At 64.1% G+C, this 17,921-nt stretch carries 15 protein-coding genes; 6 read left to right on the top strand and 9 right to left on the bottom strand.

What is annotated here, in order from left to right; all coding sequences use genetic code 11:
• Positions 1-75: 75 nt before the first annotated feature.
• Complete coding sequence (locus tag AB9K35_RS01935; protein ID WP_369924189.1) at positions 76-1,113, bottom strand: zinc-dependent alcohol dehydrogenase family protein; 1,038 nt, start codon at positions 1,111-1,113, stop codon at positions 76-78.
• 141 nt (positions 1,114-1,254) lie between these two features.
• On the opposite strand from AB9K35_RS01935, the gene AB9K35_RS01930 reads away from it, so the two are divergent.
• Positions 1,255-1,719: an Lrp/AsnC family transcriptional regulator gene (locus AB9K35_RS01930; protein ID WP_369924188.1), complete on the top strand. Its 465-nt coding sequence runs from the start codon at positions 1,255-1,257 to the stop codon at positions 1,717-1,719.
• Between the two features lie 172 nt (positions 1,720-1,891).
• Here the strand turns inward: AB9K35_RS01930 and AB9K35_RS01925 are convergent, their stop codons facing one another.
• Positions 1,892-2,614 (bottom strand): SIMPL domain-containing protein, encoded by a 723-nt coding sequence (locus AB9K35_RS01925; RefSeq protein WP_369924187.1) that lies wholly within the window; start codon positions 2,612-2,614, stop codon positions 1,892-1,894.
• Positions 2,615-2,787: 173 nt separating this feature from the next.
• On the opposite strand from AB9K35_RS01925, the gene AB9K35_RS01920 reads away from it, so the two are divergent.
• On the top strand, positions 2,788-5,763 hold the full coding sequence (locus AB9K35_RS01920; protein WP_369924186.1) for a hypothetical protein: 2,976 nt from the start codon (positions 2,788-2,790) through the stop codon (positions 5,761-5,763).
• Between the two features lie 75 nt (positions 5,764-5,838).
• Here the strand turns inward: AB9K35_RS01920 and hppD are convergent, their stop codons facing one another.
• The gene (hppD, locus tag AB9K35_RS01915) at positions 5,839-6,939 is read right to left on the bottom strand and encodes a 4-hydroxyphenylpyruvate dioxygenase (RefSeq protein ID WP_369924185.1); all 1,101 of its coding nucleotides are present in this window, start codon (positions 6,937-6,939) and stop codon (positions 5,839-5,841) included.
• Positions 6,940-7,091: 152 nt separating this feature from the next.
• Between hppD and AB9K35_RS01910 the strand changes: the two genes are divergently transcribed.
• From AB9K35_RS01910 to AB9K35_RS01900, 3 genes are all read left to right on the top strand, one after another.
• A complete protein-coding gene (locus tag AB9K35_RS01910) occupies positions 7,092-7,547 on the top strand; it encodes an Lrp/AsnC family transcriptional regulator (RefSeq protein ID WP_222454111.1) in 456 nt (151 codons plus the stop codon).
• A 64-nt stretch (positions 7,548-7,611) separates the two neighbouring features.
• Positions 7,612-8,832 carry a PAS domain-containing protein gene (locus AB9K35_RS01905; protein WP_222454112.1) on the top strand — a complete coding sequence of 407 codons (1,221 nt, stop codon included), beginning with the start codon at positions 7,612-7,614 and terminating at the stop codon, positions 8,830-8,832.
• Positions 8,833-8,987: 155 nt separating this feature from the next.
• Positions 8,988-10,874: a monovalent cation:proton antiporter-2 (CPA2) family protein gene (locus AB9K35_RS01900; protein ID WP_369924184.1), complete on the top strand. Its 1,887-nt coding sequence runs from the start codon at positions 8,988-8,990 to the stop codon at positions 10,872-10,874.
• 70 nt (positions 10,875-10,944) lie between these two features.
• On the opposite strand, the gene cobT is transcribed toward AB9K35_RS01900, so the two are convergent.
• Positions 10,945-11,961, bottom strand: a complete 1,017-nt coding sequence (gene cobT, locus AB9K35_RS01895) for a nicotinate-nucleotide--dimethylbenzimidazole phosphoribosyltransferase (protein ID WP_369924182.1) — start codon at positions 11,959-11,961, stop codon at positions 10,945-10,947.
• 104 nt (positions 11,962-12,065) lie between these two features.
• Here cobT and cobS point away from each other — a divergent pair, with 104 nt between their 5' ends.
• Complete coding sequence (gene cobS / locus AB9K35_RS01890) at positions 12,066-12,824, top strand: adenosylcobinamide-GDP ribazoletransferase (RefSeq protein WP_369924181.1); 759 nt, start codon at positions 12,066-12,068, stop codon at positions 12,822-12,824.
• A 94-nt stretch (positions 12,825-12,918) separates the two neighbouring features.
• Here the strand turns inward: cobS and AB9K35_RS01885 are convergent, their stop codons facing one another.
• The 5 genes from AB9K35_RS01885 to AB9K35_RS01865 all read right to left on the bottom strand — a co-directional run.
• On the bottom strand, positions 12,919-13,428 hold the full coding sequence (locus AB9K35_RS01885; protein WP_019294694.1) for a CarD family transcriptional regulator: 510 nt from the start codon (positions 13,426-13,428) through the stop codon (positions 12,919-12,921).
• Between the two features lie 301 nt (positions 13,429-13,729).
• Positions 13,730-14,068, bottom strand: coding sequence for a ferredoxin FdxA (gene fdxA / locus AB9K35_RS01880; protein WP_222454116.1), 339 nt, complete (start codon positions 14,066-14,068; stop codon positions 13,730-13,732).
• 62 nt (positions 14,069-14,130) lie between these two features.
• Positions 14,131-14,505, bottom strand: coding sequence for an RNA-binding S4 domain-containing protein (locus AB9K35_RS01875; RefSeq protein WP_369924180.1), 375 nt, complete (start codon positions 14,503-14,505; stop codon positions 14,131-14,133).
• Positions 14,506-14,512: 7 nt separating this feature from the next.
• On the bottom strand, positions 14,513-17,470 hold the full coding sequence (locus AB9K35_RS01870) for a helicase-related protein (protein WP_369924179.1): 2,958 nt from the start codon (positions 17,468-17,470) through the stop codon (positions 14,513-14,515).
• A 27-nt stretch (positions 17,471-17,497) separates the two neighbouring features.
• On the bottom strand, positions 17,498-17,921 hold a 424-nt coding region (locus tag AB9K35_RS01865), incomplete at its 5' end, for a tetratricopeptide repeat protein (protein WP_369924178.1).

Here is a 17,921-nt window from a genome sequence, read left to right as displayed (position 1 = left end):
CTTTTGTGGTGGAGGGTCTGTTTCCGCGGCAAGCGGCGATGCGGTCACGAAGATCGACGCGAACGCACCCTGCACTCAGAAACTTGTGATGACGGTGGCGCCGACGGACCGGAAGTTATCCATGTTCATCAGCGCCGCGGGTGCATCCGCAAGACTGATCTGATCGCCCACCAGCCGCGCCGGATCCAGTTTGCCACTGGCCACCATGTCCAGCATCGCGCCATACCGGTGCGCCTGCATACCGTGTGAGCCAAGCAATTCGATCTCCTGCCCGACGATCTTGGGCATCGGAATCGCGGGGGACGCATGTTCGCCCAGCATCAGGCCAACCTGGATGTGTTTTCCCCGCGGTCGCAGGCACAGGATGGAGTTGGTCATGGTCACCGGATGCCCCAGCGCATCCAGCGAGACATGCGCGCCGCCTCTCGTGATTTCCCTGATCGCTCCGGCCACGTCGGCCTCGCCGCCGTTGACGATTGCCTCGGCCCCCAGGTCTCGCGCCAGATCCAGCTTGGCCGGGTCGAGATCGATGCCGATCACATTGGCCCCGACCGCTGCCGCGATCATCACGGCCGACAGCCCGACCCCGCCGCAGCCATGCACGGCCACCCATTGTCCGGCGCTCACCTTACCCTGATCGATCACCGCACGAAACGCCGTCGCAAAGCGGCAGCCAAGACTGGCCGCGGTCGCGAAATCCATGCTTTCGGGGAGCGACACCAGGTTCAGGTCGGCCTGATGGATGCCGACGTATTCCGCGAAGGAGCCCCAATGGGTGAATCCGGGCTGCTCTTGGTGCAGGCACACCTGTTGCTGGCCCGCGTGGCATTCCGAACAGCTGCCGCAGCCGCAAATAAAGGGCACGGTGACCTTGTCGCCGACCTTCCAATTGGCAACATCCTTGCCAACCGCAGCCACCACACCCGCCAGTTCGTGACCGGGAACATGCGGCAGGTCGATATCGCTGTCATGCCCCATCCACCCATGCCAGTCGCTGCGGCACACGCCTGTGGCCGCGACCTTCAGAACCACGCCATTCGGCGCCGGGGTCGGGTCAGCCACCGTGACCAGTTTTGGGGGTTCCTGGAACTTCTCAAACAGGACAGCTTTCATCGTGATGGGTTTCCGTTTCTGCATTCGCCTTGGGCCAAGAATAACGCCCGGCGCGGAAACAGCTTTGCCAAACTTGCGGCAATCACGCTAATTTGGAGCAGACTCTTTCCAAATTTACGCCACCGACAAAGGATTCTGCCCTTGATCGATTTGGACGCGACGAACGCGAAAATCCTGACCTTGCTGCAAAGCGACGGTCGCATGACGAACACGAAACTGTCCGAGAAGCTCGGCATGAGCGAAACCCCCTGCTGGCGCCGCCTAAAGCGGCTCGAGGAGGAGGGCATTATCGAAGGCTACCAGGCCAATCTGAACCGCCGCAAGCTGGGGCTCGGGGTCATGGCCTTTGTTCAGCTGCGCTGCTCTGAGCACGATCAGGCCGCAACCGCGGAATTTCAACGGATCATCGAAACCACCCCGAACATTCTGGCCTGCCACAATACCACCGGAGCCGACGACTTCCTGCTTGTCGTCGTGGCTCGGGATCTGGATGACTACAGCAGCTTCGTCGACAGTACCCTGCGCCGTCTGCCGGGGGTGACCAGCATTCGCTCGAACCTGTCGCTGAAAGAGATGAAGGCCTCAAACAAGCTACCGGTAATGTAACCGGCCGCGACCCAGCCACGCCCATTGAACAGGCTTCACTGGCCCCCTAAACAACAGAAACGCCCCGCATCATTCGGCAGGGCGTTCCTGGGCGTTCGGGGATTTGATCGCGACGGCAGGCGCGCGCGTCAGGTCCGGCGCGCGATCGCCTTTCGACGGGTTCCCACCGATGTCAGTTGCCGTCGGGCACCTCGATGTCGAACACCACCGAAACATTGTGGCTGAAACTCAGCTCGCCCGCCTCGATCGGCATCGCGTCGCTGCGGGCCATCTCCATCGCCATCATCGGCCGCGGGCCACCGCCACCGCCGTGCTCCGAGATGGACCGGACCGGACCCAGCTCCATGCCCGCCGCCTCGGCAAGCTGCGCAGCCTTGCGGATTGCATCCTTGACCGCCTCTCCGCGGATCTTGTCAGCAACAGCCGCCGGATCCTCGACCCCGAAGGTCAACCCCTGGAAGTTATTGGCTCCGGCTGCCAAGACCGCATCCATAACCGACCCCAGTCGATCCAGGTCGCGCACCCGCAACATCAGCGTGTTGGAGGCCTGGAAACCAGTGATCCGGCGTTTGCCGCCCTCATCATACGAGCGGTCCTGGGACCAGACCGGGTGCATCGAGACATGGCGGGTCTGCATGTCTTCGGGTGCGATACCTGCCGCCTTGAGTTCCGCGATCACTGCCGCCATCGCCTTGGAGACAGCTTGCATGGCCATGGCGGCCTCTTCCGCCTCCTCGGTCACGCCCAAAGTAATCGTCGCCAGGTCCGGCGCAACGGTCAGTGTGCTTTCGCCAGTCACGGAGATCTGGCGCAGCGGTGTACCCTCTGCCGCCGCCAGGCTGCCCGCGCTCATCGACAGCATCAAAGCCGCTGCCAGAAGTGTCTTTGCCTTCATGCTAAAAAGCTCCTCTTGCAATGCCCCTAGATGGGGGTGGCAATCCCCCGCTCGCAAGCCCCCGCGCCTGTCTTTTCCTTTCACTCGGCGGGTTCCTGCTTTATGGTTCGCGCAAAAGAACGGGCATGGCGGGCAGGCCCGGAGCTATGGAATTGGATGGTTTGACTCAGGGCATGAAACCGGCATTTGCGCTTTCGCTTTCCTCAGAGGGTATTGCATTGTTCCACCGCGCTGCAGATGGCTGGCGCGACGTGGGCCGGATCGCGTTTGACAATGAGGACCTGCCAAAGGCGCTGGCAGCGCTGCGTGCCGATGCCCTGCGACTGGAGCCGGACGGCCTGTATTGCAAGCTGATCCTGCCGCGCGACCAGATCCGCTACCTGACGGTGGAAACCGGCGAGGTCGACGAGGACGCGCGGTTGGCGGCAGCGCGTCAGGCCCTGGAAGGCGCCACCCCCTACGCGGTGGAGGAACTGGCCTATGACATCTCGGCAGACGGTCCGCGCACGCATGTTGCCGCGGTTGCGCTGGAAACCCTCGACGAGGCTGAAACCTTCGCGGTGGAGCATGACTTCGGTCCGGTGAGCTTCGTCTCGCAGCCATCCAAGGCGCAGGGGGACGGTTTCCGCGGGGAGCCCTTCTTTGGCACCACCCGGGCCATACGTGGAACCGAGGTGACCCCCGACACGGCGCCGGTCACGGTCGTCGGCCCCGCTCACCTCCCGGCTTCCGCCTCTGCTGCGCCCAAGGACGAGCCGACGCAGGCGCCACCGGCCACCCCGCATGGTCCTTCATCGACCGCCACCGAGACAGCCGCTGCGGCTGAAGACGCGCCCGCTGCGCAGCTGGACGAAGAGGATACCGCACTGGAGCTGGAAGTCAGCCCAGCCCTTGACCTCGAGCCGGAACTTGACCTTGAACTCGCCCTGAAGGCGGCGGAAGACCCGGCGGCGGCGGTTGATCCGCAGGAAGGCAGCGAGGACGGTCCGAAGACAGGTGGGGCACCTGCCGAGACAAAGCGTCCGCAACCTGCTGCTGAAAAGGCGGCGGATGAACAGCACCCTGCCGAGGCGGACAAAACGACCGAGACCACGGCGGCGACGGCGGCAGACAATGAGCGCCCGCCCGAGGCCACCGACCCGGACAAAAAAGAGGCCACGGAGAAAAAGGTCGGCAAGGCCACCGAACACCAGGTGGCCCCGGCGAGCGCCGCGGCAGAGGAAAAGCCTGCACCGGTGGTCCCGCCTGCCCCGCCGGTCAAGCCTGTTGCCCTCGGGGCCGACACACCCGATCCGCAAACAGCCTTTGCCTCCCGCCGCGCTCGTGCCGATGCACCCGCGCCCAAGCCCGCGCCCGCAACCGCGGTGCCGGTCCCGCCACCTGGCGCAGCAAAGCCGCTGATGGCAAAGCCCGAGGAAAGCGGGGAAAATCAGGATGGTGCAAAGGCCGCCAAAGCGTCCGCTGCAGCTCCCATCATCGCGCCTGCGAAAAAGGTGCCAGCGGCGCCCGCCGCCACCCTGCCCCCTGCTCCGGCAGCGCCGTCCTCTGCTGCAAAGACGACGGCCCAGCCCGTAGCCGCGACCTCCCACAGCCAGCCCGACAAAGCGCGTGGCAAGCCAAAGTTTCTGGGTGTCATCCTGACCGCCTTTTTGCTGCTGTTCATGGCCACGGTTGCGGTCTGGGCGGTTTATGGCAGCGGCGACTTCTGGTCCGATCAGCCAGCGCCGGACAGTCCGGACGCGCCGGCAGCCAGCCCGGAAGGTGCCGAAGCGCCGGATGAAAACGGCAAAGCGGGCTCCACGCCGCTGCCGGATGGCCAGGGCGGCGAGGAGGTGCCAGCCATTGCCCCCCAGGTCAGCGTGCTACCGGACCAGCCGGACCCAGGCGTGCGCGAGATCATCCCGCAACCGCCGGAAACAACCGCTGCGCCGCTCGACGCACACGCCCCCGAGCCGTTGCCCGCGGAAACCGCATCGGCAGAGCAGCTGGAAACCGATGCCGTCGACCCCAGCCCCGAAGACGAGGCCGCAGCGGATGGCGTCGACCTGCCCGAGGAGGGCACGGAAAGCGCCTTTGTGGACACCGCCACACTGACGCCAGAGCAAGATCAACCTGAACAGGACCCGGCAGCCCCTGGTCCTGACGCGGTTTCAGAGGCCGAAACCGCTGGCCTGACCGAAACAGCGGACAGCACATCGCTGGACCCGCTTGCCGCGGCGGCCCGCTATGCCGCGACCGGGGTCTGGCCGACCTCTCCCGCAATGGAAGACGCGCCGCAGGTCGTGGCGCTCGACGAGCTCTACACCGCTTCCATCGATCAGATTGATCTGGCAGCGGACGCGGTGGCCCTGCCTCAGGCTGGCAGCTTCGAGGCCGACCTCGAACCCGCCGCCGTGGCCTCCCCCGCAGCCGCGGGACGCGCCTACGAGCTGGACGCACGCGGCCTCGTCAAGGCCACGCCCGAGGGAACGCTGAACCCCGACGGGGTCATGGTCTACCTCGGCCGCCCGCAAAAGGTGCCCCCCGCAGCTCCTGACCGCAGCGATCCGGATGCCGAAGCTCTGGCCGAAGCGGTTGCCCGCAACCAACTGCTATCGCAATTGCGCCCCAAGTCGCGGCCCGAAGACCTGGCCGAGCGCATCGAACGCTCTCAGCTGGGTGGGTTCAGCCGGGAGGAACTGGCGCGCGTTCGCCCCAAGCCGCGCCCGCCCAGCCTGAAGCCCGCGAATGAGAACCAATTGCCGGTGACGGCACAGGCCGTGGGCACCTCCGTGGTGCCCCGCAGCCGCCCCTCGAACTTCGCCAACCTGGTGGACCGGGCGCGGCGGAACTCCCAGAACGACGCCAGCCGGACCACCGCCGCAGTGCCTGCCAGCGCTGCCACTGCCCCGCCCCGGATACCGACCACCGCCTCTGTTGCCCGCCGCGCCACCGTTTCCGGCGCGATCAACCTGCGCAAGATCAACCTCATCGGCGTTTACGGCACGGCCTCCAACCGCAGCGCACTCATTCGTCTGCCCTCCGGGCGCTACAAGAAGGTGCAGGTCGGCGACCGCATCGACGGCGGTCGCATCATCGCCATCGGCGACGGGCAGCTGCAATACCAAAAGGGCGGCCGCAATCGCACCCTGACCATGCCCAAGGGTTGAGCCCCACCACCGGACACAAAAAATCCGGACCCGTGAAACGGGCCCGGACCAGTTGGCTTCCAGTGCGCCTTCAGCTTATTCGGCGGCCTGGATTTCCCCATTGTTGATCTGTTCCTGTTCGATGGATTCGAACAGCGCCTTGAAGTTCCCCTCGCCAAAGCCGTCATCACCCTTGCGCTGGATGAATTCAAAGAAGATCGGCCCGATCACGGTCTTCGAGAAGATCTGCAACAGGATCTTGGTTTCGCCACCATCGACCACGCCTTCGCCGTCGATCAGGATCCCGTGTTTCTTCATCCGGTCGATCGGCTCTTCATGGCCAACCACGCGATCCTTCGACATCTCGTAGTAGGCGTCATTGGGGCCGGGCATGAATTTCAGCCCCTTTTCCGAGATCGCATCGGTGCTGGCATAGATGTCGTTGGTCCCGACCGCGATATGCTGGATTCCCTCGCCATTATACTTGTTCAGGTAGGCGACGATCTGGCCGGTTTCACCGCGGTCTTCGTTGATCGGGATGCGGATGCGGCCGCAGGGGGAGGTCAAGGCGCGGCTCAGCAGGCCGGTGTATTTGCCCTGAATGTCAAAGAAACGGATTTCCTTGAAGTTGAACAGGTCGCCGTAGAACTTGAACCACTTGTCCATGTTGCCCTTGTAGACGTTGTGGGTCAGGTGATCGAGGTAGAAGAACCCGTCGCCACGCGGCTTGGACTGGGCGGTCCATTCGAATTCCTCGTTATAGGGCGAGGTCTCGTAATACTGGTCGATGAAGTAGATCAGCGAGCCGCCGATGCCCTTGATCGCGGGCACGTTCATGGTCTTGCCCGGGCCGTCATAGGGCTCGGCTCCCTTGGACACCGCATGATCGTAGGCTTTCTGCGCATCCACCACGCGCCAGCCCATGGAGGGTGCACAGGGGCCGTGCTCCTCGACGAATTTGGCGGCAAAACTGTCTGGATCGGCATTGAGGATGTAGGTCACATCGCCCTGCTGCCACAATTCAACCAACGGCTGATCCTTGCGGTGGCCCACCAGTGCGTAGCCCATCCGGGTGAACAGGTCGCGCAGCTCCTGCGGCTCGGGGCTGGCGAATTCGACGAATTCGAAACCGTCGGTGCCAGCGGGGTTCTCGGGCGTGATTTCGGATTTCGGGGCGTTGTGCGGGAACGGACCCATGACGTGTCTCCTCCATTGATTGCGTGGGGACAGATGATTGCTGCATCCAGAATATCGCATTGCAGACACGGGTTCTCCGCATTCTGTCGCATTCATTTGTTGAAACATGCAGTGTTTTGACACATTTTGGGCAAATGAAGGAAAATTCACGCATGCTTGACCCAACCGACACGCGGCTGCTTGCCGCGCTTCAGGACAACGCCCATCTGACAGCGCAGGACCTTGGGGAATTGTTGAACCTGTCGCCCAGCCAGGCCGGGCGACGGCGGCAGCGGTTGGAAGCGGAGGGCTTCATCCAGGGGTACGCGGCCCGCCTTGACCCGGCCAAGCTGGGGCTGGCAGTGCAGAGTTTCGTGCAGGTTCACCTCGGCAGTCACGGCCCGGAACAGTCGCAAAGCTTTGCCCGGCTGGTGGCCACACAACCTGAAATCACCTCAGCTTGGACAATGACCGGAGAGGCCGACTACCTGCTGCGGGTCTATTGCGCCGATCTGCAGGCGTTGAACACTCTTATCCATGATATCCTGCTGCCGCACCCTGCCGTGTCACGGGTGCAGAGTCAGATTGTCATGGCGCAATTAAAGCGGGACGCACCGCTGCCGACTTAACGTTCGGGGAAGGATTTCCAGATACAACGGCGCCCAAGGCCAATTGCAGCAAATGGGATATGCCGTGTCTTTTATCGACCGCCGCGTGGAAACGCGGCCAACCAGTGGTGAGGCGCCCTTTGGCCTTCATGAGGTTTTCTTCTCCCGCACTGACAGCCGCGGCGTCATCCAGGCGGGAAACTATGTCTTCCGCCGGGTCGGTGCCTATGACTGGGAAGAGCTGATCGGTGCCCCGCACAAGCTGATCCGTCATCCCGATATGCCAAAAGGCGTGTTCTCGCTGTTCTGGGAGACCATCCAGCGCGGTGAGACCATCGGCGCCTATGTGAAGAACAAGGCCAAGGATGGCCTGTACTACTGGGTTTTCGCGGTGGTCGCGCCCTGTGGCGAGGGCTATCTTTCGGCTCGCATCAAGCCCAGCAGCAAGCTGTTCGAAGAGGTGCGCGGACTGTACAAACAGATGCGCAAGCTGGAACTGGACGAAGGTCTGAGCCCAGAAGAAAGCGCCGGCTACCTGATGGAATGGCTGCATGGGCAAGGCTATGAGGATTATGAACAGTTTGCCACTCACGCGCTGAGCCAGGAGCTGCTGGCGCGTGACCGTGGACTGGGCAATCAGCCTCAACCGCGCATTCAGGAACTGACCAACATGCTGCGCAAGGCCGAGGCACTGGCCGAAGAGACAGACGGCCTGATCTCCGATTTCGACGCCATGCACACGATTCCGCACAACCTGCGGGTCCTTGCCTCGCGGATCGAACCCTCGGGCGGGCCGGTTACGGTGCTGTCGCAGAACTACGGATCGATGTCGCGACAGATGTCGGACTGGTTCGGTGCCCATGTGATGGGAGAGGACAGCAACTTTGCCACCATCAAGTCGTCGGTGACCGGCAGCCTGTTCATCGAAGGGCTCGCGCGCATCCTGATCGACTGTGACACACAGCTGCAGCAGGAACGCCGCGGACTGGGCGAGATCGACATGGAGGCCGAGCGGCGCATCCTTGGGGACCTGGTGTCTTCCCAGGTGGCAAAGGCAAAGGCCTGCATGCGCGAGGTGGATGAAGAAGCCGCGCGGATCACCGGAGCCTGCCAGATCATGCATCGGCATTTTCTTGGCCTCAGCTCCACCCGTGTCCTTCTGAAAATCGAAAGCGCGCGTTTGACCGCCTCCGGGGAAACCTTGGCTGACATCATTGACCAGCTCGGCGGTTTCCAGGAGCGGATCTCGCAGCGGTTGGACCGGATCGGCAAGCTGAGCGAGGACATTCGCCAACCCGACCAGTAAGCCAGCAAGGCTGTCATCAGCGTTGCGCGCACACGGGCTGGGCCCCGTGTGCCTGTTGCCGGGCAGAGCGCCCGGCGGCGCCGGATTGCCCTATTTTAGTCCGGCGCATGGCAAGCCCATTGCCAAGCCCCCGGCCCGCTTGCGATACCTGATACATGGACGCATTCTTCTACCAGGCGACAATCTACCTCGCCGCAGCCGTCATCGCGGTGCCCCTGGCGGCACGGCTGGGTCTTGGATCGGTGCTGGGCTACCTGGCAGCCGGGATCGCGATCGGCCCGGTGCTCGGCCTCACCGGGGCCGAGACCGAAGACCTGCGCCATTTCGCCGAGTTCGGCGTGGTGATGATGCTGTTCCTGATCGGACTGGAACTGGAGCCGCGCGCGCTTTGGGACATGCGCAACAAGCTGCTGGGACTGGGGGGCTCGCAGATCGCCGCCTCCACTCTTGCCCTGATGGGCGCCGCGATGTTGATGGGGCAACCCTGGCACGTCAGCCTCGCGATTGGCCTGGCGTTGTCGCTGTCCTCCACGGCGATCGTACTGCAGACCCTGTCGGAAAAAGGCTTGATGCAGACCGGCGGCGGACGCTCCGCCTTCTCGGTGCTGCTGACGCAAGACATCGCGGTGATCCCGATCCTCGCCTTTTTGCCGCTGCTGGGCAGCTACGCGATTCCGAAATTCGCCGGCGGCACCATCGGCCATGAAACTGCCGGAAGCCACGGCGGTCACGGCTCGCTGTCCCTGGTGGACGGGCTGCCGGGCTGGGCGGTGGCCTTGGTCACGCTGGCCGCCATCGCCTTCATCATCCTCGCCGGGATTTACCTAACCCGCCCCCTCTTCCGCTTCATCCATGCCTCCGGCCTGCGCGAGATGTACACCGCGCTGGGACTGTTGATCGTTGTGGGCATCTCATTCGTCATGACACTGGTGGGCCTGTCGCCAGCGTTGGGGGCCTTTCTGGCGGGTGTGGTGCTGGCCAACTCCGAATTCCGGCACGAGTTGGAAAGCGACCTCAACCCGTTCAAGGGGCTGCTGCTGGGGCTGTTCTTCATCACCGTCGGCGCGGGCATCGACTACCGCCAGTTCCTGGCCGATCCGGGGGATCTGATCGGGCTGGCGCTGCTGGTGATCCTGGCCAAGGGCGCGGTGCTGTTTGCTGTCGGCCGCGCCTTCGGCCTCAGGCGGCGGCGTCTGTGGCTGTTCACGCTAAGCCTGGCGCAGGCCGGGGAGTTCGGCTTTGTGCTGCTGACCTTTTCCACGCAGCTCAACGTGATACCGGTGGACCTGTCCGAGAAGCTGCTGCTGGTGATCGCCCTGTCCATGCTGATCACGCCCCTGCTGTTCATTGTCTATGACCTGCTGTCCAAACGCATGGGGGAGGCCCGGCAAGATTTCGAGCCAGATGAGATCGACGAGGAAGGCCCGGTCATCATCGCAGGCATCGGCCGTTTCGGCCAGATCGTGAACCGGCTAGTGCAGGCCAGCGGCTTCAAGACCGTGGTGCTCGACCACGACATGGAAGCGGTGCAGCTGATGCGCCGTTTCGGCGTGAAAAGTTTTCTTGGCGACCCGACCCGGCCGGAGTTGCTGAAAGCCGCCGGCATTGCCAAGGCCAAGGTGCTCGTGGTGGCGCTCGACGACCCTGAAGGCGTGGTCAAGATGATCACATACGTGCGCCGCAATTATCCGCAGTTGCATATCATCGCCCGCGCCAAGGACCGCAATCACGTCTATGAACTCTACCAGGCAGGCGCCAACGACATCGTGCGCGAGATGTTCGACAGCTCAATCCGGGCCGGGCGCTACGTGCTGGAGAATGTCGGCCTCAGCGAATACGAGGCTGCGCAGGCCGCGCAGACCTTTTACGCACATGACCGCCAGAACCTGCGGGACCTGGCGGAACATTGGATTCCCGGCGTTCCCGCCAGCCAGAACCCCGCCTATATCGAGCGCGCGCAGGAGCTGGAAAAAGCCATTGAAAGCGCCATCTTCCAGATGGCCGAACGGCGGCGCAAGAAATCCTCGGAAGCCGCAGAATGACAAAGCCCCGGCGCAAGGCCGGGGTTTTTCTATTGACAGTCGCCGCATCGTACAGGCGGCACAGGCGGGCTCAGCCGTCGCTGACCCCGGCCTCGGCAAAGGTTGCCATGCCGCTGTGACAGGCAATCGCCCCCTTCAGGACCTGGATCGCCAGCGCGGCTCCCGAGGCTTCGCCGAGCCGCAAGCCCAGCGACAAAAGCGGCTGCTTGCCCAGTTTCGCCAGCAGCGCGGCATGTGCGCCTTCGGCGCTTTCATGGCCTGCCAGCGCGTGATCCAGCGCGCCGTCTGCCGTCTGCACAAGGCAGGCGGCGGCGGCGCAGCAGATAAATCCGTCGAGGATCACCGGGATGCGCAGCACGCGGGCGGCGGCAATGGCGCCCGCCATGGCAGCAATCTCGCGCCCACCGAGGCAGGCCAGCGCGTCCAGACCGTCGCGGATGGCGTCCTTGTGGCGGGCAACGCCCTCGGCCACGACGCGGGTCTTGTTGGCCAGCCCAGCATCATCCACGCCGGTGCCGCGGCCGGTCCAGTCGGCAGCCTCGCCGCCGAACAGCGCGCAGGCCAGCGCCGCGGCGGGCGTGGTGTTGCCGATGCCCATCTCGCCCACCACCAGCAGGTCCGCCGCCGGGTCGACCGCGTTCCAGCCACATTGCAGCGCCGCCAGCAGCTCATCCAGGCTCAGCGCCGGGCCTTGCGTGAAATCCGCCGTCGGCCGGTCCAGCTCCAGCGCGTGCACATCCATGCGCGCGCCCGCCAGCTTGGCCAGCTGATTGATCGCTGCGCCGCCGTGTTCGAAGTTCGCCACCATCTGCGCCGTCACCTCTGCCGGGAAGGCAGAGACACCTTGCGCGGTCACGCCGTGATTGCCCGCAAAGACAATCACCTGCGGCGCGGCAATTTCAGGCCGGTCGCTGCCACGCCAACCGCCGTACCAGATGGCCAGATCTTCCAGCCGCCCCAAGGCACCGGGCGGCTTGGTCAGCTGGCCATTGCGCGCAGCCGCGCCCTCCAGCGCGGTTTGGTCCTGGGCAGGGGCGGCCGCAAGGGCGGCGCGGAAATCATCCAGAGTGGTAAACTGTGGCAGCATCGGTAAAGCCTCGTTGCATCTCGTGCGTCTGACGCGGATAAAAGCGGTTAGCAATCTGTTTAACCTCTGGCCATCGTGCCGCAAGCCCCGCTACAGGCCCGATCATGCGAAAAAACGACATTCAAGCAAAAGACGTCACGCTCGCGCTGGTCCTGCTGACCCGGCTGCCACTGCCGCATTTGCCCGCCGCGGCGTTTCAACGCCAGGCGCAGGCGGTCTGGGCCTTTCCGCTGGCCGGGCTGGCGGTGGCGCTGCCCGCGGCGGCGCTGGCGGCCGTGGCGCTGGCCATGGGCCTGCCCTCCACGGTGGCAGCCGGGTTGGCCCTGGCCGTGCAGGTGATGCTGACCGGCGCCATGCACGAAGATGGGCTGGCCGACACTGCAGACGGGCTGTGGGGCGGATTTGACCGCGCGCGGCGGTTGGAGATCATGAAGGACAGCCGCATTGGCGCCTACGGAGTAATTGCGCTGATCCTCGGGTTCGGGCTGCGCTGGAGCGCGCTGGCGGCGCTGATCGCGGTGGCGGGGGTCTGGCCGCTGCTGGCGCTGGCCATGCTGAGCCGCGCGGTGATGCCCGCGCTGATGGCCGCCCTGCCCCATGCCCGCGATGGCGGCCTGTCGCAATCGGTGGGCCGACCGCGGGCCCTGCCCTGCAATATTGCTGTGCTGCTGGCGTTGCTGCTGTCGCTACCCCTGATCGGCGCATCCGCAATTGCGGCACTGCTGGCAATGGGCGCCGGGGCCGCCGGGCTGGGCTGGCTGGCACGGGTCAAGATCGGCGGCCAGACCGGCGATATTCTGGGCGCCGCACAACAGGTTGCAGAGCTTGCCGGGCTGCTGACCCTGCTGGCGCTTCTGGCCTGACCAGAAGCGCCCCACCCAATCGGGGACGGAGGGATCGACACGAAAAAGGGCCGCGCCCTTGCAGGCACGGCCCCGATCATACTGCTGCGCTAAGTCAGGCGGCGCGGGAGGTCAGAACCTCATCCACCTGCTTGGCGGCAGCGATTTCATCGTTGCCGGACACGGCGGCCACTTCGCGGGTCAGGCGTTCCAGCGCCGCTTCATAGAGCTGGCGCTCGGAGTAGCTTTGCTCGCGCTGGTCGTCGGTGCGGTGCAGGTCGCGGACCACCTCAGCGATGGAGATCAGATCGCCGGAGTTGATTTTCTGTTCGTACTCCTGGGCGCGACGCGACCACATGGCGCGCTTCACCTTGGCCTTGCCCTTGAGCGTCTTCATCGCCTGCGCGATCACGTCGGGCGAGCTGAGCGAGCGCATGCCCACCTCGGTCGCCTTGTTGGTCGGCACCCGCAGGGTCATCTTGTCCTTTTCAAAGGTAATCACGAAAAGCTCCAGCGCAAAGCCGGCGACTTCCTGCTCCTCGATCGAGATGATCTGCCCCACGCCATGCGCCGGGTAGACCACGTAATCATTGGGACGGAATTCGAGCTTCTTCGACTTGGTCATACAGGTTTTTCCTCACTCACAGCCGGGCGGCACCGGCATTGACGCGATACACCGTTTAACACCGGGTGGAACTTTCCACCCAGCCCAACGGGCGCTATCCGCAGAAATTCCGCCCGGAAAAGCACATGTTGCAGGCATGCGCCGGAGCGGATTTCGGTTTGATTATGTCTACTGGGATGCATTGTAACACAAAAACGGCCCCGTCGGAAGACGGAGCCTTATCGCTGGAACGCTCTTCGCGCCGTCAAAACGGCGCAAAGGCGCCGATCTGCGGCGGAACAGCAATCGACCGCGCGGAGAATCAGCCGCCCTCGCCCGGCGCCTCGGAGAAGTATTTCTCCAGTTTGCCTTCTTCGCCGTCGCGTTCCTCGTGCCCCGGAAGCGGATCCTTCTTGGACACGATGACCGGCCAAAGCTCGGCGTATTTGCGGTTGAACTCGACCCACTTGTCCATGTCCGGCTCGGTGTCGGGGCGGATCGCATCAGCCGGACATTCCGGTTCGCAGACGCCACAGTCGATGCATTCGTCGGGGTGGATCACCAGCGTGTTCTCGCCCTCGTAGAAGCAGTCCACCGGACATACCTCGACGCAGTCGGTGTATTTGCAGGCGATGCAGTTATCCGTCACGACATAGGTCATAATACCGAGTCCCGTTTTTCGTTTGCGCCTAGCTAATCCAGTCAGCCCGGGGCTTCAAGACGTCAAAGCGTATGCCGCCTGCGAGTAAGATCAAGCGCCCTGCGCGCCTTTTTGTCCGGCCGGCCCTTTCCTTCGAACTTGGGGTTTGCAGGAATTTTTTCCTGCTTTTCCGTCATATCAAAGTACAGCGCCTGAGCCTCCGGCGCCGGACCGCGGCGCTCGGCGAGGGCTTCGATCCGCACCACGCGGATCAGCCGTCCCTGGGCAAAGGTCAGAACGTCACCGGCAGCGACGTTCTGAGCCGGTTTCAACACCTTGTCACCGTTGAGACGCACATGACCCGCAGCGACCTGCTTGGCGGCCAGGCTGCGGGTCTTGAAGAACCGCGCGTGCCACAGCCACTTGTCGATGCGGGTCTTGGGCGCACCCTCGGCCATCGGCGGTTCAGTCGCGCTGTTTCAGACCCATCAGTGCCGCGGCAAAGGGGTTGTCGGGGTCGATCTGCTTTTCCTTCTTTGCGGGACGCGCGGAATAGGTCTTGGCGCCCTTGTCCTGGCGCGGACCGCCCTTGCGGCCCGGTTTGCCACGGCCACCGTCGCGGTCGCCGCCCTTGGCGCCACGCGGTTTGCCCTTGCCGCCGGGTTTGCCCTCGCCACCCGGAGCACGGCGCCCCTGCTGGCGCTGGCCGCCCTGACGGCCGCCACGGTTGCCGCCCCAGGTAAAGGTGTAGAACACCTCCAGCTCCGGCTCGTCAACATTGGCATCAGCCGCTTCGCCGACCGGGGTTTCATCCGCGGCCGTCTCGGCAACCGGAGTGTCCGCAACCGGCTCGGCTGCCTCTTCGGCCACCGGCGCAACGCCCGCGTCTTCAATCGCCTCGGTGCCTGCGGGCACATCAGCGGGCGCGGTTTCGCTGCCTTCGTCCGGGGCTGCGGCAGGCGTGGTTTCGGCCTCGGCCGCGGCATCCATCACCGGCTGACCTTCGGCGGGGGTGCCGGTCTCGGCAACCACCGCGTCCACCGGCTTCACCTTCTGGCGCTCGCCCTTCTCGGCCTTGTAGCCCAGGCCCTGCATCAGGTCGGCGAACTGCTCCAGCGTCATGCCGGTGATCGACAGCATGTCCGCCTTGGCTTCAAAGCCGCCGCGGCTGTCTTCGGCGCGCAGCATGTCGGCCAGACGCTCCAGCATGTCGATGCGGATCATCCGCTCGCCTGCGGCGCGGTAGCCACACATGGTGTCGAGCCCTTCCGGCGCGTCCTTGACCGTCGGCACGGTGACCAGACCCGGCGGCGGGGCTTCGGGGAAGTCCTGCAGACCATTGGCCAGCGACCACAGCACCAACCGCAGACGGGTCGGCGCGGGTTTCAGCAGCAACGGCATGAAAATGGTGAACTGGCCAAAACGGATGCCATGCTTGCGCAGCGCACCGCGAGCATCCTGGTCCAGATCCTTGACCTCCTGCGCGACCTTGGCGCGCGGCAGCACACCAAAGTTTTCGACCATGCGGAACGCAAAGCCCCGGGCAAGCCCGGTCAGTTCTTCGTCCTTCTGCAGGTTCAGCAGGGGCTCGAACAGCGCGTTGATCTTGCGGGAAATGAAATGCAGCAGGCGGCGTTCGACCTTCTGGGCAACCTCCGGCCCGGCGGCGTCATCGACAAAAACCTCGATCTGCGGGTTCAGCGGATCGGCGCCGGCAACCAGCTTGCCCACCGCGTGCTCACCCCACATGAGGCCGCCCTGTTCGGTAAAATCAATCTCGGTATCGGGCGCATTGTAGAACCGGTCTGCGCGCAGATGAAATTGCGGCGCCAGAGCCTGCAGCGAGGCCGCTTTCAAGGCTTTCGCCTCGGCGCCCTGCTGGCCTTTGTCCGGGCTGAACCGGAATCCTTCCAGACGGCCGACGAATTCGCCCTCGACCATCACTTCACCCTTGTCATTTACTTCGGCCAAAAGGGCCTCCTTCTGTTTGAGCCGCCGCAGCAAAACGGATGTGCGCCGGTCCACAAATCTTTGAGTCAGACGCTCATGCAGCGCATCCGACAACCTGTCTTCTACAGCGCGTGTCTCGCCGCGCCAATGGCTTTCGTCACGCAGCCAACCGTTTCGCTGCGCCACATATGTCCACGTGCGAATATATGCCAGACGCTTGGACAATGTGTCGATATTTCCGTCAGTGCGGTCAATCCGCTTTATCTGCCGCGCCATCCAGTCATCCGGCACCACGCCACCGCCGTGCAGATGCTCGAAGATAACGCCCAGCAGCGAGGAATGTTCCGCGTGACTGATGCCACGGAAATCGGGAATCCGGCAGACATCCCACAGCAATTTAACCGATTGCGCGTTGGTGGTGCGCGCCATGATGGCGGATTCGCGCGACAACATCTTCAGCGCCCCGAGGTCGTCCGCCTCGCGCGCCTTCACGAGATGCTCGTTCTGCGGCGCTGATTCGAGCGAGTTGATCAGGGCTTCGACCGAGCCGAACTGCAACTTGGCCGATCGCCAGTTCAGCTTTTTCAGCGGTGTGAACTGGTGGTTCATGATCGCCTGCGCGGTTCCCTCGTCGAGCGGCCGGGCATCACCGGTGACGCCGAAGGTGCCGTGGCTCATGCCGCGGCCTGCGCGACCGGCGATCTGCGCCAGCTCGTTTGGGGCCAACGGACGCATCCGGCGGCCATCGAACTTGGTGGTGGAGGAGAAAGCCACGTGGTCGATATCAAGGTTCAGCCCCATGCCGATCGCGTCGGTCGCCACCAGGTAATCGACCTCACCATTCTGATAGAGCGCCACCTGCGCATTTCGCGTGCGCGGGCTCAATGCGCCCATCACCACCGCCGCGCCGCCCTTCTGGCGGCGGATCAGCTCGGCAATTGCGTAGACATTATCCACCGAGAATCCGACGATTGCGGTGCGCGGCGGCATCCGGCTGATTTTCTTTGAACCGGCATAGACCAGGTCGGACATCCGCTCGCGGCGGACAAATTCGACCCCCGGCACCAGCGCCGCAATTGGCCCACGCATGGTGTCCGCGCCCAGGAACAACGTTTCATGGGTGCCACGCGCACGCAGCAGCCGATCAGTAAAGACATGACCGCGCTCAGGGTCGGCGCACAGTTGGATCTCGTCGATTGCAAGGAAATCGCACCCCATGCCCTCGGGCATCGCCTCGACGGTGCAAATCCAATACTGCGCCCGCGGGGGCACGATACGTTCCTCGCCGGTGACCAGGGCCACCACAGAAGGACCGCGAGCCGCCACTACCTTGTCATAGACCTCACGCGCCAGGAGGCGCAGAGGAAAGCCCATTACCCCGGTGCGATGCCCCAGCATCCGTTCAATGGCATAATGCGTCTTGCCGGTGTTCGTCGGGCCCAGCACGGCCACGATGCGCGATGCGTTTGACATAGAATTCGCCCCCGCCTCGACCGAGGCTCAGAGTTCGCGACCCTCGACCTGGGGGGCCAGCCGTTCAAGGGCGCTGCTTACTTCCTCGTGATGCGGATGTATAGCCTTGGCGCGCCGATAGGCGGCAAATGCGCGGTCGGGCATCCGGAACTGTTCGAAAACCAGACCAAGCGCAAAGATCGCATTGTAATCCATCGGGTTGAGCGCCAGCGCACGCTCAAGGTCAGCCACCGCCGGACCATAAAGACCCAGCAAGTGATAGACGCGGGCCCGCTCATACCAGCCGCGGGAAAACTCCGGCGCATGGTCTGTCAGCGCCGTCAGATGCTCAACAGCCTCCAGCAGATCTCCCCGCTCGGCGGCGGGGGGGGAGGGAAGCAGAAAAAGGTCCATCACCGCCGAACCGCTGCTGGACCACCGGGCATAAATTTCCCGATCGATGGCGGCGGTT

The organism is Leisingera sp. XS_AS12 (assembly GCF_041224635.1).
Taxonomy (GTDB): Bacteria; Pseudomonadota; Alphaproteobacteria; order Rhodobacterales; family Rhodobacteraceae; genus Leisingera.
This window is presented reverse-complemented; position numbering and strand designations above follow the sequence as displayed.

Bases quoted from the DNA above. Each gene is read 5' to 3' on its own strand.
- AB9K35_RS01910 (WP_222454111.1), top strand. From the start codon at position 7,092: ATGCTTGACCCAACCGACACGCGGCTGCTTGCCGCGCTTCAGGACAAC.
- AB9K35_RS01920 (WP_369924186.1), top strand. From the start codon at position 2,788: ATGAAACCGGCATTTGCGCTTTCGCTTTCCTCAGAGGGTATTGCATTG.
- cobS (WP_369924181.1), top strand. From the start codon at position 12,066: ATGCGAAAAAACGACATTCAAGCAAAAGACGTCACGCTCGCGCTGGTC.
- cobT (WP_369924182.1), bottom strand. From the start codon at position 11,961: ATGCTGCCACAGTTTACCACTCTGGATGATTTCCGCGCCGCCCTTGCG.
- fdxA (WP_222454116.1), bottom strand. From the start codon at position 14,068: ATGACCTATGTCGTGACGGATAACTGCATCGCCTGCAAATACACCGAC.
- AB9K35_RS01925 (WP_369924187.1), bottom strand. From the start codon at position 2,614: ATGAAGGCAAAGACACTTCTGGCAGCGGCTTTGATGCTGTCGATGAGC.
- AB9K35_RS01885 (WP_019294694.1), bottom strand. From the start codon at position 13,428: ATGACCAAGTCGAAGAAGCTCGAATTCCGTCCCAATGATTACGTGGTC.
- AB9K35_RS01900 (WP_369924184.1), top strand. From the start codon at position 8,988: ATGGACGCATTCTTCTACCAGGCGACAATCTACCTCGCCGCAGCCGTC.
- hppD (WP_369924185.1), bottom strand. From the start codon at position 6,939: ATGGGTCCGTTCCCGCACAACGCCCCGAAATCCGAAATCACGCCCGAG.
- AB9K35_RS01870 (WP_369924179.1), bottom strand. From the start codon at position 17,470: ATGTCAAACGCATCGCGCATCGTGGCCGTGCTGGGCCCGACGAACACC.
- AB9K35_RS01875 (WP_369924180.1), bottom strand. From the start codon at position 14,505: ATGGCCGAGGGTGCGCCCAAGACCCGCATCGACAAGTGGCTGTGGCAC.
- AB9K35_RS01935 (WP_369924189.1), bottom strand. From the start codon at position 1,113: ATGAAAGCTGTCCTGTTTGAGAAGTTCCAGGAACCCCCAAAACTGGTC.